Origin of the sequence: Catenulispora sp. GAS73 (genome assembly GCF_041262085.1) — a bacterium.
Taxonomy (GTDB): domain Bacteria; phylum Actinomycetota; class Actinomycetes; order Streptomycetales; family Catenulisporaceae; genus Catenulispora.
This window is the reverse complement of the sequence record NZ_JBGCCM010000005.1, coordinates 172,656-186,041: the sequence shown is the minus strand read 5'-3', so window position 1 is coordinate 186,041 and position 13,386 is coordinate 172,656. Positions and strand designations below refer to the sequence as shown.

Annotated in this window: 10 protein-coding genes and 1 pseudogene; 6 read left to right on the top strand and 5 right to left on the bottom strand. The window is 69.8% G+C overall.

The genetic code is table 11. From position 1 onward, the window contains the following. The first annotated feature begins 57 nt into the window (after positions 1-57). Positions 58-1,818 carry a beta-galactosidase family protein gene (locus ABH935_RS09445; RefSeq protein ID WP_370377428.1) on the top strand — a complete coding sequence of 587 codons (1,761 nt, stop codon included), beginning with the start codon at positions 58-60 and terminating at the stop codon, positions 1,816-1,818. A gap of 231 nt (positions 1,819-2,049) precedes the next feature. Here ABH935_RS09445 and ABH935_RS09440 read toward each other — a convergent pair whose 3' ends face one another. Together ABH935_RS09440 and ABH935_RS09435 are read right to left on the bottom strand one after the other, a co-directional pair. Then, entirely contained in the window at positions 2,050-2,760 is a 711-nt protein-coding gene (locus tag ABH935_RS09440; RefSeq protein ID WP_370377427.1) for a PspA/IM30 family protein, read from the bottom strand. 84 nt (positions 2,761-2,844) lie between these two features. Beyond that, positions 2,845-4,962, bottom strand: coding sequence for a TPM domain-containing protein (locus tag ABH935_RS09435; RefSeq protein WP_370377426.1), 2,118 nt, complete (start codon positions 4,960-4,962; stop codon positions 2,845-2,847). A 231-nt stretch (positions 4,963-5,193) separates the two neighbouring features. Here ABH935_RS09435 and ABH935_RS09430 point away from each other — a divergent pair, with 231 nt between their 5' ends. From ABH935_RS09430 to ABH935_RS09420, 3 genes are all read left to right on the top strand, one after another. Further along, positions 5,194-5,757 (top strand): hypothetical protein, encoded by a 564-nt coding sequence (locus ABH935_RS09430; protein WP_370377425.1) that lies wholly within the window; start codon positions 5,194-5,196, stop codon positions 5,755-5,757. Between the two features lie 127 nt (positions 5,758-5,884). Continuing rightward, a protein-coding gene (locus ABH935_RS09425; protein ID WP_370377424.1) for an IS3 family transposase occupies positions 5,885-7,128 on the top strand; the annotation gives its coding sequence in 2 pieces (ribosomal slippage) (positions 5,885-6,167 and positions 6,167-7,128; 1,245 coding nt in all). Between the two features lie 831 nt (positions 7,129-7,959). Next, the gene (locus ABH935_RS09420; RefSeq protein ID WP_370377423.1) at positions 7,960-8,895 is read left to right on the top strand and encodes an endo-beta-N-acetylglucosaminidase H; all 936 of its coding nucleotides are present in this window, start codon (positions 7,960-7,962) and stop codon (positions 8,893-8,895) included. On the opposite strand, the gene ABH935_RS09415 is transcribed toward ABH935_RS09420, so the two are convergent. Beyond that, positions 8,892-9,176: a hypothetical protein gene (locus ABH935_RS09415; RefSeq protein WP_370377422.1), complete on the bottom strand. Its 285-nt coding sequence runs from the start codon at positions 9,174-9,176 to the stop codon at positions 8,892-8,894. The two genes, ABH935_RS09420 and ABH935_RS09415, sit on opposite strands and share 4 nt — an antisense overlap. Before the next feature lie 38 nt (positions 9,177-9,214). On the opposite strand from ABH935_RS09415, the pseudogene ABH935_RS09410 reads away from it, so the two are divergent. Next, positions 9,215-9,754, top strand: a pseudogene (locus ABH935_RS09410) (MFS transporter); the annotation flags it as partial. After that, complete coding sequence (locus ABH935_RS09405; RefSeq protein ID WP_370377421.1) at positions 9,751-10,119, top strand: VOC family protein; 369 nt, start codon at positions 9,751-9,753, stop codon at positions 10,117-10,119. The pseudogene ABH935_RS09410 and the gene ABH935_RS09405, both read left to right, overlap by 4 nt. Here ABH935_RS09405 and ABH935_RS09400 read toward each other — a convergent pair. Both ABH935_RS09400 and ABH935_RS09395 read right to left on the bottom strand, forming a co-directional pair. Further along, positions 10,103-10,873: a putative hydro-lyase gene (locus ABH935_RS09400; RefSeq protein ID WP_370377420.1), complete on the bottom strand. Its 771-nt coding sequence runs from the start codon at positions 10,871-10,873 to the stop codon at positions 10,103-10,105. The two genes, ABH935_RS09405 and ABH935_RS09400, sit on opposite strands and share 17 nt — an antisense overlap. A 54-nt stretch (positions 10,874-10,927) precedes the next feature. Next, complete coding sequence (locus ABH935_RS09395) at positions 10,928-13,312, bottom strand: DHA2 family efflux MFS transporter permease subunit (RefSeq protein WP_370377419.1); 2,385 nt, start codon at positions 13,310-13,312, stop codon at positions 10,928-10,930. Positions 13,313-13,386 lie beyond the last annotated feature (74 nt).

The window sequence follows — 13,386 nt, the reverse complement described above, 5'->3', positions numbered from 1 at the left end:
GGGCGCCCGGCCGCACCCTGGAGCTTGCCGTGACGTAGCACAGGGAGCAACACGAACGTGGCAGTACTCGACATCACCGACGACGGCTTCGTCCTCGACGGTCGGCCGTTCCGGATCGTGTCCGGCGGCCTGCACTACTTCCGAGTCCATCCGGCGCAGTGGTCCGACCGGCTGCGCAAGGCCCGCCTGATGGGCCTGAACACCATCGACACCTACGTGCCGTGGAACCTGCACGAGCGCCGGCCCGGCGAGTTCGACTTCGACGGGATCCTGGACCTGGCGGCGTTCCTGGACCTCGCCGCAGCCGAGGGGCTGCACGTGCTGCTGCGGCCCGGGCCGTACATCTGCGGCGAGTGGGAGGGCGGCGGGCTGCCGTCGTGGCTGCTCGCCGACCCGGACCTGGTACTGCGCAGCACGGATCCGGCGTTCCTGGGGGCGGTCGAGGGCTACCTCGACGCGCTGATGCCGATCGTGCTGCCGCGCCTGGGGACGGCCGGCGGGCCGGTCATCGCGGTGCAGGTGGAGAACGAGTACGGGGCGTATGGATCCGACACCGCCTATATGGAGCGGCTGTACGAGGCGCTGACGTCGCGGGGGATCGACGTGCCCTTGTTCACCTCGGACCAGCCCGGCGACCTGGCCGCGGGCGCGCTGCCCGGCGTCCTGGCCACGGCGAACTTCGGCGGCAAGGTGACGGCTTCGCTGGCGGCGCTGCGCGCGCAGCAGCCGACGGGGCCGCTGATGTGCGCGGAGTTCTGGAACGGGTGGTTCGACCACTGGGGCGGCGTGCACGCGCAGCGCTCGGCGGACGACGCCGGAGCCGCGCTGGACGAGATGCTCCAGGCCGGGGCGTCGGTGAACTTCTACATGTTCCACGGCGGGACCAACTTCGGGTTCCTGAACGGGGCCAACGACAAGGGCACGTACCGCGCGACGGTCACGTCCTACGACTACGACTCGCCGCTGAACGAGGCCGGGGACCCGACGGAGAAGTTCCGCCGGTTCCGGTCCATTATCGGTAAATACGAGGCGGTCCCGGACGAGGAGATCCCCGCGCCGGGGGAGAAGCTGCCGCCGGTCTCGGTCGAGCTGACCCGGCGCGCGCCGCTGTTCACCGACGCCGCGCTGTCCGCTCTGGGCACGGCACAGGCCTCCGACGCGCCGCTGACGATGGAGCAGCTGGGGCAGGACTTCGGGTTCGTGCTGTACGAGGCACGGCTGCCGGCCTCGGCCGCGGGCCCCGCGACGCTGGCCTTCGACCAGATCGGCGACCGCGCGCAGGTGTTCGTCGACGGCCAGCCGGTCGGCGTGCTGGAACGGGAGCGGCACGAGCACGTGGTGTCGTTCACGGTGCCGCAGGGCGGGGCGCGGCTGCGGGTGCTGGTCGAGAACCAGGGGCGGGTGAACTACGGCGCGAAGCTGGCCGACCGCAAGGGCCTGATCGGCGGCGTGTACCTGAACGACGCACCGCTGACCGCCTGGACCTCGCGGCCCCTGACCCTCGACGACCTGTCAGGCCTGCACTTCGCCGAAGCCGAGGGAGCGGTGGTAGGACCCTGCTTCCACCGCGGCGAGTTCCACGTCGTACAGCCCGCGGACACCTACCTGCACCTGAACGGCTGGACCAAGGGCGTGGCCTGGGTCAACGGCTTCAACCTCGGCCGCTACTGGTCGCGCGGCCCGCAGGGCTCGCTGTACGTGCCGGGCCCGGTGCTGCGTGCCGGGGCGAACGAGGTCGTGGTGCTGGAGCTGCACGGCGCGCGGGTCACGGAGGTCGAGCTGCGGTCGGTGCCCGTGCTGGGGCCGACCGAACTGTGAGGGCGGCCGTTGCGTTGTGAGTGCGGCCGAGCTTTGAGGTCGGCTGTGCTGGGAGACCGGCTGTGCTGTGAGACCGGTGGGGCCGCCGCCTGTGAGGGAGCGGCGGCCTCGCCATTTCTGTTGCTGGCGCGATCCGCACCTTGGCTGCTCGGAGCTTGACTCGGCCGCCGCGCCCGAGCCCGAGCCCGAGCCTGACCCCGCGCCTGCGCTTGAGCCCGCGCCCGCGCCGCCTCACCCCGCCTTCAGCGCCGCCAGCCGCTTCGCGACCTCCGCCTTGTCGGCCAGGTCCTCCAGGTCGTTGAACTGCGAGTCCAGGCTCGAAGCCGCCAGCTCCTGCTGCCCCTTCACCTTCGCCTCCTCGCGGCGGACCTTCTCCTCGAAGCGGCTGACCTCGCTCGACGGGTCCATGATGTCGATGCTCTTCAGCGCGTCGTTGACGTGCGACTGGGCCTGGGCCGATTTGGCGCGCGCGACCAGCTCGTCGCGCTTGGTGCGGAGCTGGTTCAGCTTTTCCTTCATGGTGTTCAGGCCGGTCTTCAGCTGGTCGACCACTTCCTGCTGGCCCTTGATGGTCGGCGCGGCGGCCGCGGTCTGGCGTTCGGCGGCGAGCTGGCGTTCCAGGGCGACCTTGGCGAGGTTGTCGAAGCGGTCGGCCTCGGCGCTGTCGCCGGTGGTGCGCAGGGCGTCGGCGCGTTGGCTCGCGGCCAGGGCCTTGTCGCCCCACTCCTTGGCGGACTTCACGTCCTCGGCGTTGTCCGCCTCCATGAGCCGCAGGTTGCCGATCGTGGTGGCGATCGCCTCCTCGGCCTCGGAGATGTTGTTCGTGTAGTCGCGGATCAGCTGGTCCAGCATCTTCTGCGGGTCCTCGGCCGAGTCCAGCAGGGCGTTGATGTTGGCCTTCGCCAGCTGCTTCACGCGGCCCAGGATGGTCTGCTTGGTCATCGTCGTGCCCTTTCGTCGTCGGTCGAACGTTGGTGGTTGAACGTTGGTGGTCGAACGTTGGTGGTTGAACGTCGTCGGTCGAACTCAGAACCTGCCGCCGCCTCCGAGGCGCCCCCGCGTGCCGCCGCCCCCGAAGCTGCCGGGGCCGGCACCGCCGAAGCCGCCACCCCCACCGCCGCCGAAGCCGCCGCCACCACGCCCGCTGCGACCGCCCCGCGCACCGCCGAGCAGGTCGCCGAGGATGATCCCGCCCAGCACGGCGCCGCCCATCGACCCCGACTGGCCGCCGTAAGGCGAGCGGTACCGGTCGGCGTCGCTCTGAGCCGAGGCCATCGCCTGCCGAGCGCGGCCGTCGGCCTGCTGCGCCAACGCCAGCGCCTGCGACGGATCGCTGCCCGCAGCCGCCGCCGACTGCTGCAACAGCCGCTTGGCCTCGGCCAGCCGGGTCCGAGCCTGGCTCCCGACAGCACCGCGCCGCGTGGCGATGAAGTCCTCCGCGGCGGCGATCTCGCTCCGCGCCGTCAACGTCGCCTGCTCCAGCAGGCTGCGCGCCCGCCGATCGTTCTGCTCCCGTTCTCGCACCGCGTCCAGCGCCTCGTCGAGCAGCGCGTCGGCCTCCTCGGCACGTCGCAACGCGTCGATCGGGTCGTATCGCCCGGCCATCTCCTGCCGCAGCGTCGTCAGCACCTGACGCGCACGTGCCGCGCGTCCGGCCAAGTCGGCCGATGACGCCGACGCCGACGCCGACGCAGCACCCTGCGACGTGCTCAAGCCGTGCGCGTCGGCCAGGTCGGAGTCCATCTCGGCCAGCGCTGCGGGGAGCTTGGCGGCTGCCGTGTCCAGCTCGGCCGAGCGCCGGTCGATCGCGTCCAGTAGTAGCTCGGCTTGCTCGACGCCGGCTTCGGCACCCCGGATGAGTACGGCTGCGCGCCGCCGGTCGTTGCCGTCCAGGGCGGTCCGAGCGGCGGAGAGGCTTTCGTTTGCGAACGCCAACCGGTCGGCGATCTGTTGCGGATGTCCGACGACGGGAGCGGTGGCCGAATCGGCATAAGTGGTACGTAGCTGCTGTAGATGCGTTGTCGCGGCGGAGACGCGCGCGGTCTGCGCCGAGGCGGCCTCGGTCGCGGCGGAGAGCGCGGATGGAGCGTGTTCGACCAGGGCACGCAGCCGATCGAAGGACTTGGCCTCGGCGTCCAGCCGGGTATTGGCACGCCGACAGCGCTCGATGATCTCGGCGAGCATGCGACGCTGCGTCGGTTCGTCCTCCGGGATCTCGTCGTCCAGCGCTTGGCGTACCCGGAACGCCGCCATCAACTCGGCCTTCGCCTCGGCTAATGCCTCCGCGAACGGAGCTGCCGCCTCGTCCCCGAATTCGGCACTGGCGAAGCTGAGTTCCTCCTCGCTCGTACGTACCGCGTCGTCGGTGGCGACTAGGGCGTGCTTGGCCGATGCGTCCAGCTCCTTGAGCGGAACCGGGCCGCCGGGTCCGCCCGGTCCGCCTGCCGCTGTCGGTCGTCGGCGTGAGCGTGAGTACGCGTAGGCACCCACACCGACGGCACCCACGACCACCACCGTCCCCGCGATCCAGCCGGCATCCGAGGAGGACGAGGACGACGACGCCCCAGGATCCGGATGGCCAGGCGTGATGGCCACGGCTGGCACCGGCTGGCCGACCACCACGGCGTTGATGCCGTCAGCTGCGCCGATCGCCGCACCGGCCCAGTCGTTCTGGCGCAGTGCGGGCTCGATCGCGGACGTGGCGACCGAGGCCAGCTGCGCGGGCGTCACGCCGGAGTCGGTGTCCGTCGAGTAGCCGTACTGACGCGCGTGCGTCGCGACGGCCAAGAGCACGTCGTGCAGGCCGAGGCCGTTCTTGGTTGCGGTCTCGTTGGCCCAGTCCGCCGGGGCCTTTCCCGAGAAGTCGCGGACATACGCGACGAAGAGCTGGATTCCGCGCTGCGAGTCGAGCTGGTTCAGGGCCGTCGCGACTTGATCACGACGGTCGCTGAGCGCGCCGACCTTGTCGGTGATCTGACCGGTTCGGTCGAGCTGGATCGGGGCGTCGGCGCTGATCGTCGCAATCGCGGCGTGCGCCGTCGCTTGCGGCACGTTCCACCCGAACGAACCGCCAATCAGCAGCAGCCCCAAGGCGGCCGAACGGCAGACGACCACCCGCATCCGCGTCGCCGTCACCGTCGCCATGCCGGTCTCTCCCGCGCTCGGAAGTGGTCCACGCTCCGTCGGTCCGACCGTAGGCGGCGCTTCCGGCGACCCGCGACCGGACTGGGCCGACCGGTCATCGGGCTGGTCTCGGCGCGGCGTGGACCCGTTCGGAGTAACAGCGCCACGAACGGAGTATCAGAACTTGATTCCGGCGCGCCGCCGTTGCCAGCCTGAGCGCTTCCGTCGATCGAGCGAAGGGCGCTTCACTTCATGACCCATCCCCGTCTCCGTCCTCGACGTGCCGCCGCTGTCGCCTTCGCGGCCACCGGCCTCATCGCAACCCCGGCTGCCATCGCCGCCGCAGCCACCGGCGTCAACCACACGACGCACACCACCCGCGTCACGAACCACTCCCAGGGCCTGCCGGTCCAGAGCAACAACGGCTACGACGCCGCTTGCGGGCCGGCCGCCGACGTCCAGGCCATGTCCATGGCGCTGGGCCTGGTCGGCATCGGCAACGTCGCGCTGTACACGGGCCCGGGGCGCACGGGGAGCGGATGCGACGTGATCAGCGGCAATGGCCTGCCGATCGGTACGGACTTCCAGGTGATGGGCATGACGGCGGCCAACGTCGACAACCGGAGCGACGAGCCGGTCGCGGTCTACTCGGACACGACGGACAACCTCGACGCGGTCGTGCCCGCCGGGGCGGACAGTGACATCAGTCCGGTCGATGTGAACTTCGCGTTCTACCCGGAGGGAAGCACTCCGCCGCCGGATGACAGGGGTCTGGTTCCTGCTGCGGTCTTTCAGTTCAAGCTCGTGAAGGCCTGAGGTTGGTCGGGTAGGCGGACCTGTCGGTGGTTGGCTGTTTTCGTGGCACTGCTTCGTGTGTGGGTGCTGGTGTTGAACCGCTCCGGATTTGATCCAGACTCGATCAGTTTGTAAGGATCAAGTCGTTATGCCTCATGTCAAGCCATACCCTGCTGACCTGCGGGACCGGGCAGTCCGCCTGGTTTTGCAGACGACCGACCAGTACCCGTCCCGGGATGCCGCGATCAAGTCGATCGCGGCGAAGCTGGGGATCGGGACCGCACAGACGCTGCGCAACTGGGTCCGCCAAGCCGAGATCGACGCCGGCGCCCGCCCCGGGGTGACCACCGAGGAAGCCGCCCGGATCAAGGCGCTGGAGCGGGAGAACGCCGAGCTACGGCGGGCCAACGAGATCCTCAAAGCCGCGGCGTCTTTCTTCGCGGCCGAGCTCGACCGGCCACTAAGACGCTCGTAGCCTTCATCGACGAGCACCGGGACCGCTTCGGCGGCGTCGAGCCGATCTGCACCACCCTCACCCAGCACGGCTGCAGCATCGACCCCTCCACCTACTACCACTTCAAGAAACGCCCGCCCTCGGCACGGACCATCCGCGACACCGAGCTGAAGGAGCTCATCGCCGGTATCCATGCCGACAACTACGGCGTCTACGGCGCCCGCAAGATCTGGGCCGCACTGAACCGGCAAGGAGAGCAGGTCGCCCGCTGCACCGTGGAGCGGTTGATGCGCGAGCTCGGCCTGGCCGGAGCGACCCGCGGCCGGCGCAAGATCCGCACCACCGTGCCGGATCCGGCCGCCGACCGGGCACCGGACCTGCTCAATCGCGCCTTCGTCGCCCCGGCACCCAACCGTGTGTGGGTTGCCGACTTCACCTATGTGCCGACGCACGCCGGCACCGTCTACGTGGCCTTCGTCCTGGACACCTTCTCCCGGCGGATCGTCGGCTGGTCCGCTGCCACCAGCAAGACCACACCCCTGGTGCTCGCCGCGCTGGAGATGGGCCTGTGGCAACGCGACCGCACCGGCGAGCCGCGCCACGGACTGATCCACCACTCCGACGCCGGATCGCAATACACGAGCTTCCGGCTCGCCGCGCACCTGGCCGTCGAAGGCATCGCCGCCTCCATCGGATCAGTCGGCGACGCCTACGACAACGCGCTCATGGAATCAGCCATCGGCCTGTTCAAGACCGAACTGATCAACCGACACGGCCCCTGGCGCACCCTCACCGACATCGAACTCGCCACCGCAGAATGGACCGACTGGTACAACAACCGCCGACTCCACGGTGAGATAGGACACAAACCACCCGCAGAATACGAATCAACCTTCTACCAAAACCAGCAAAACCAGCAGCTCACAACCCAGCCATAGAGTCTGGACCGATCCCGGAGCGGTTCATGTGGGGTGTCCGGGGTGCGGTTGGGCTGTGGTTTGCAGGCGATTTTGACGGCTTCGCGCACGGGTTGATGGCCTCGCGGGGGACGCAGTTCGGTTGTGCCCCGCGTGTTGCGCTGGCGGCTGGCGGTTTTCGTGTGCACGACCACGCATGAGTCCGAGTCACTGCGCACACGTTGTGTAGGCGGCAATCGTCGTGCGTGGTGGGCACCTTGAGGCCTCCGGCGGGCGCTCTACAGCGAGGGGGCGACCCGCGCGTGCTGGTCTTTGGCGGCGGTCCGCGACTGGTCGGCTTTCTGTCCGCTCGTGGTGCGCCGCGCTGCTTACCGGCGGTCGCTGCTTGTGGTCACCGAGGTTCTGGGCCCCTCGCCGCGTCGTCGCCGTAAACGGAACCAGCCCGGTTTGGCGGAATCAAGCCGCACCCCTGCTGCTGTGGTCCAGCCTCGTCCGGCTTGACACCACCAAACCGGCCAGGTTGGCTGCGCCCGCCGACGCGGCGAGGGACCCAGAACCCAACACCCCGCATGGTCCGGAGGACCCGTCGAACCACAACACCGGTCGCGCAGGCCCGTCGCCACCCGAGCGGTCGCGTACCTAAAACGCTTCAGGGTCGCCTCAGGATGCACTCGTTTCACTGGCATGTCAACGCCGCAACGGCAGAAAACTGGCGCATGATCACAGTGTGCGACATCTGATGCGCGGGTCTTGACACCTCCCCGACACGAGAGCATATTCACCTCACTGAATCGGTTTATCTGCCGAGCGCCCCACCTGTCACCCTCATCCAGCAAGGGAGCTTGATCGACGATGCGCGGATCCAGATCGAGGTGGAAGGTCCTGCTTGCCACCGGCGTGCTGACGCTGGCGTTCGCCGGGATGGCGGGCGTTGCGCAGGCCGCCCCGGCCAAGGTCGGGCACGGCGCGCGCCACAGCGGCGCCTCGGCCGGCAAGAGTGGCCCGGTCTCCGTGGCGTACGTGGAGGTCAACAACAACAGCATGCTGAACGTGGGCAAGTACACGCTCGCCAACGGTGGCGCGAACGTCTTCGACATAGCCGTGATATTCGCCGCCAACATCAACTACGACGGCAGCAATGCCTACCTGTCCTTCAACCCGCAGGTGCAGAGTGTCCTGGACAACGTCGCGACGCAGGTCCGGCCGCTGCAGGCGCAGGGCATCAAGGTCGAGCTGTCGGTCTTGGGCAACCACCAGGGCGCCGGCTTCGCCAACTTTCCGTCCCAGGCGGCCGCCGCGGCCTTCGCTCAGCAGCTGTCCAACGCTGTCACACAGTACGGTCTGGACGGCATCGACTTCGATGACGAGTACGCCGACTATGGCACGAACGGCACCGGCCAGCCCAACGCCAGCTCCTTCGTGTACCTGGTCCAGGCGCTGCGCAACGACATGCCGAACAAGCTCATCACCATGTACGACATCGGCCCGGCGGCCTCCAGCCTGACCTACAACGGTACTGACGTCGGCCCGCTGTTCGACTACGCGTGGAACCCGTACTACGACTCCTGGAACGTGCCCAGCATCAACCTGCCGAACAGCCAGCTCTCGCCGGCGGCGATCGACGTCACGTCAACGCCGTCCAGCGACGCGGCCAGCCTCGCGCAGCAGACGGTGGACGGCGGCTACGGGGTCTTCATGACGTACAACCTCGGTGCCAGCGACATTCACGACTACATCTCCAGCTTCACGAACGTCCTGTACGGCAGCAACGCCGTCTACAGCGGCTAGCTATAACCGAAGTCTCGCGGTGCGGGTTCCCAGGCGGGAGGGGCCCGCACCGCGGCGTTTTCACGAGCCGTCCTCGCCGGCCCGCAATCCGGCGATGAGCAGATCCGCGGCTCGTCCAGATCGATCGCCCCGAGCAGCGCCGGGATCACCGCCGACGTGCGCAGGTCGATGACCGCGTGGATGTAGGTGGCCAGCGCGTCCATCGGATCGGAGTGCTCGCGGCGGGCCTGCTGTACCGCCTCGGCGGTCGAGATCAGCGCCTCCAGCACCACCGCGTCCATCAGCGTGCCGCGGTCGGCGAAGTGCCGGTAGAGCGTGGCGATGCCGACGCCGGGCCGGCGCCTGTCTCGCGGTCGGTACCGCGGTGATCGGAGCGTTCGGGATGTTCCTGATGCTGACGTATCACCTGCAGGAGGTGCTGCACTATTCACCGGCGAAGGCCGGCGCGGCGGTGCTGCCGATGGCGCTGGCCAACGCGGCCAGCGGATACCAGTTGGGCAACCGGCTGATGCTGCTCGTGGCCGCCGCCGGGCTGGTCCTGATGACGCGGCTGACGCCCGGCAGCGGCTACCTGGTGCCGATCCTGCCTGCCGAGATCCTGGTCGGCACCGGCATGGGGCTGCTGTTCCCGCCCTCCTTCCAGCTCGCCATCCGCTGCGTGACGCATCGCGACGCGGGTATAACGTCCGCTGTCGTCAACGCCGCCACCCAGGTCGGCAGCTCGGTCGGGAGCGCGGTGCTCAACTCGCTCGCGGTGAGTGCGACCGCCGCCTATCTCGTTTCCCGTCCGCTCACCGCCTCCGGCCGCCATGGCCGGGGCGATGCTGGTGATGATCCGTACCACCGAGGAGAGTCATGACCATTCAGCTGAACCACACCATCGTCCGGGCCCGGGACAAGCGCGCCTCGGCCGCGTTCCTCGCCACCATCCTCGGGCTGGAGGTCGGGGCCGACTTCGGGCGGTTCGTGCCGGTCGCTGTCGCCAACGGTGTGACGCTCGACTACATGACCTCGTCCGATCCGCAGCCGCAGCACTACGCGTTCCTCCTGGACGACGACGAGTTCGACGCCGCCTTCGCCCGCATTCAGGAGCAGGGCTTGGGCTACTACGCTGAGCCGGGCGGCGACGGACGCGGGGAGATCAACACGCGGTGGGGCGGGCGCGGGGTGTACTTCGACGATCCCGACGGGCATGCCATGGAGATCCTCACTCGGGTGCCGTGACCTGCGGCTCCCGGACATCCGTGAGGAACATGTGCCCGGGGGCGTGCGTGATGGCGAACGGTGGCCGGGATGCGACCACCGCGGCTTGCAGGGTCACGCCGCAGGCCCAGAACATGGGGACGTCGTCGGGCTCGGCCTCGGCGGGGTCGCCGAAGTCGGGCCGGTCCAGGTCGTGGATGCCGAGCTGCTTCGGATTGCCGATCTGCACCGGCGCGCCGTGCGCCGACGGCATCAGGGCCGTGATCCGCCCGGCGGTGCCGACCAGTGCCGGCGGCACCGGCCGCATCGAGACCACCAGCGGTCCACGGACCCGTTCGGCCGGCCGGCACTGCCGATTGGTCTTGTACATGGCGACGTTCCGCCCCGGGTAGCGCCACGGCACCCCGGCCTGAGTCAGGGCACTGTCGAACGTGAAGCTGCAGCCGGTGAGGAAGGTCACCGAGTCCTCGCGCCACACGTCGACGACGTCGGTGGGCTCCTCGACCAGCCGCCCGTCACGCCAGACGCGGTACAACGGCAGATCGGTCCGCAGGTCCGCGCCCGGGGCCAGCCGCGTGTGCCGCGAGCCGGTGTCCGTGACGTCGAGAATCGGACACGGATCCGGGTTGCGCTCGATGAACAGCAGCACGTCGTAGGCCCAGTCGGCGGGCACGGCCAGGAAGTTGGCCTGCCGGAGGCCAGGCGCCAGCCCGGCCGTCGGCCCACGCGCCCCGGCGCGGAACCCGGCCCGCAGCTCGGCTGCTGTTTCGGGCATATCGGCACGCTAAGCCGATCCGGGCCGGGCTTCAACACGAGGCGGCGCAGGTCCTCACTCCGGATACCCCAACTGCACGTCATGCCGGCTGTCGATCCGCCCGTCCACCCGCACCGCGCTCGCCACCGGCGGATACCCGCTGGCGATCAGCGTGTACTCGCCGGCGTCGAGGTCGGCGAAGGCGAACGAGCCCTCCGGGTCGCTGTCCGCCGTGGCCACGACGTTGCCGGCGCCGTCCATCAGCATCACGCGGGCGTCGGCCAGGGGCGAGTCCGTGGACCAGGCACGGACCGTGCCGATCAGGCGTACCGCCGGGTGCAGTTCGACCTCGGCGCGGGTCGTCCCGTGGCCGTCGATGGCGATCGACAGGGCGCCGGGCCGGTGGCCGATCGCGTTCACCGCCAGCGTCAGGGGGCCGACCGGCAGGTCGCGGAAGGTGTGCGTGCCGTCTTCGCCGGTGCGGCGGCTGGTGACCAGGTCGCCGGCGGCGTCGGTGAGCATCAGGGTGGCGCCGCCGATGCGGCTGCCGTCGGTGGCGCGGACCGTGACGGCCAGCCGGCCGCGTTCGGCCAACTGGATGTCGTGCCGGACGCTGCGCTCGCGTGCGGTGATGGTCGAGGCCTCCGGCTCGCGGCCGTCGGCGGCGACGATCAGCACGTACGCCCCGGTGCGCGGGACGCCGAGCCGGTAGCCGCCGTCGTCGCCGCTGCGCGCCCGGCCGACCTGCCGGCCCTGCGGCGAGACCGCGGTGATCACGGCCAGCGGCATCGGCGCGCCGTCGCGGTCGCGGACCCGGCCGTGGATCAGGACGCCGTCGCCGTTGTAGGGGATCGGGATGTGGTTGTACGCGGGCTCCGTCACCCTTGGCTGCGGCTCCGGGACAGGGATCGCGTCGTGCAGCGGAAGGAGAAACTCTGTCGGATCGGAATGTGTGGCCGGCGTGGAGGCGGCCTGCACGGCCTGCACCGCGGGCGCTGGCTGACCGACCCGGAAGCTGATCAGCACGAACGACACCACGGCCGCCGCCAACAGCAACCCCGCGGCCCACCAGAACGCGGTGACGTACCCGTGCACCTGAGCCTGGGTGTGCAGCGTCGCAACCTGCTGCGACGTCGCGTGCGGATCGGTGTGCGCGGCGGTGTAGTTGCGCGTGGCGCTCAGTGCCAGGGTGCTGAGAAGCGCCGTGCCGATCGCACCGCCGACCTGCTGCGAGGTGTTGACCATCGCCGACGCGACCCCGGCGTCCCGCGGATCCACGCCACCGGTCGCGACGTTCATCGCCGGCATGAACGCGCACCCCATGCCCAGCCCCAGCGCGATCGTGCCGGGCAACACCCACGTGTGATAGGGGCTGTCGGCCGTGATCCGCGTCAACGCGAGCATGCCCGCCGACCCGAGCAGGAAGCCCGGCGGCATCAGGTAACGCGGCCGGACCCGAGTCATCAGCCGCGCGCTGATCTGCGTGGCGCCGATCAGCATGCCGCCGACCATCGGCAGGAACGCCGCGCCGCTGCGGATCGGCGACATCCCCTGCACCGCCTGCAGGTAGTACGTCAGGAACAGGAACGCGCCGAACATGCCGACGATCGCCAGCCCCAGCGACAGGTACGCCCCGCCCCGATCGCGGTTCCAGACCACGCGCAACGGAAGCAGCGGGGCCTTGGAGATCGCCTCGACGATGACGAACAGGACGAGCGCCACCCCGGCCGCGATCAGCAGGCTGATGGTGATTCGGGCGCTCCAGCCGTCGGACTCGGCGCGCGACAGGCCGTAGACCAGGGACCCGAGTCCGCCGGTCACCAGGAAGATGCCCAGGAAGTCCAGCCGTCCGTGGTCGCGGTGCCGCGTGGGCTCGCGGACGGTGATGGCGGCGCCGGCGAAGGCGATGACGGCGAACACGACGTTGACGAACATCGTCCAGCGCCAGCTGAGGTACTGCGTCAGCAGCCCGCCGAGCATCAGCCCCACCGCCGCGCCGCCGCCGGCGATCGAGCCCCAGATGCCGAACGCCTTGGCGCGCTCGGCCGGCGCGGTGAACATCACCGCCACCAGCGACAGCGCCGACGGCGCCAGCATCGCGCCGAAGCAGCCCTGCAGCGCGCGGGCGCCGAGCAGCATCCCGGTGTCGACGGCGGCCCCGCCGAGTGCCGAGGCCAGCGCGAACCCGATGACGCCGACCTGGAACGTCCGCTTGCGCCCGAGCCGGTCGGCCAGCCGGCCGCCGAACAACAGCAGCGCGCCGAACGGCAGCGCGTAGGCGGTGACCACCCACTGCCGGTCCGCGTCGGAGAAGCCCAGATCATGCTGCGCCGAGGGCAGCGCGATGTTCACCACGGTGCCGTCGAGCACCACCATGAGCTGCGCGAGGCCGATGAAGGCCAGGGCCTTCCAGCGGCGTGGGTCGATGAGCGGTGGGGCGGCGGGATTGGTTGAGGACATGCGGGAATACACCTATCGGAACTACTGCAAGGAATTATCAGGATTCGAAGACGGGGGGGCGACGAGCGGAAATT

Coding starts and splice junctions, on each gene's coding strand:
- ABH935_RS09420 (WP_370377423.1), top strand. CDS start 7,960: ATGCGCGGATCCAGATCGAGGTGGAAGGTCCTGCTTGCCACCGGCGTG.
- ABH935_RS09415 (WP_370377422.1), bottom strand. CDS start 9,176: ATGGACGCGGTGGTGCTGGAGGCGCTGATCTCGACCGCCGAGGCGGTA.
- ABH935_RS09395 (WP_370377419.1), bottom strand. CDS start 13,312: ATGTCCTCAACCAATCCCGCCGCCCCACCGCTCATCGACCCACGCCGC.
- ABH935_RS09430 (WP_370377425.1), top strand. CDS start 5,194: ATGACCCATCCCCGTCTCCGTCCTCGACGTGCCGCCGCTGTCGCCTTC.
- ABH935_RS09440 (WP_370377427.1), bottom strand. CDS start 2,760: ATGACCAAGCAGACCATCCTGGGCCGCGTGAAGCAGCTGGCGAAGGCC.
- ABH935_RS09400 (WP_370377420.1), bottom strand. CDS start 10,873: ATGCCCGAAACAGCAGCCGAGCTGCGGGCCGGGTTCCGCGCCGGGGCG.
- ABH935_RS09435 (WP_370377426.1), bottom strand. CDS start 4,962: ATGGCGACGGTGACGGCGACGCGGATGCGGGTGGTCGTCTGCCGTTCG.
- ABH935_RS09405 (WP_370377421.1), top strand. CDS start 9,751: ATGACCATTCAGCTGAACCACACCATCGTCCGGGCCCGGGACAAGCGC.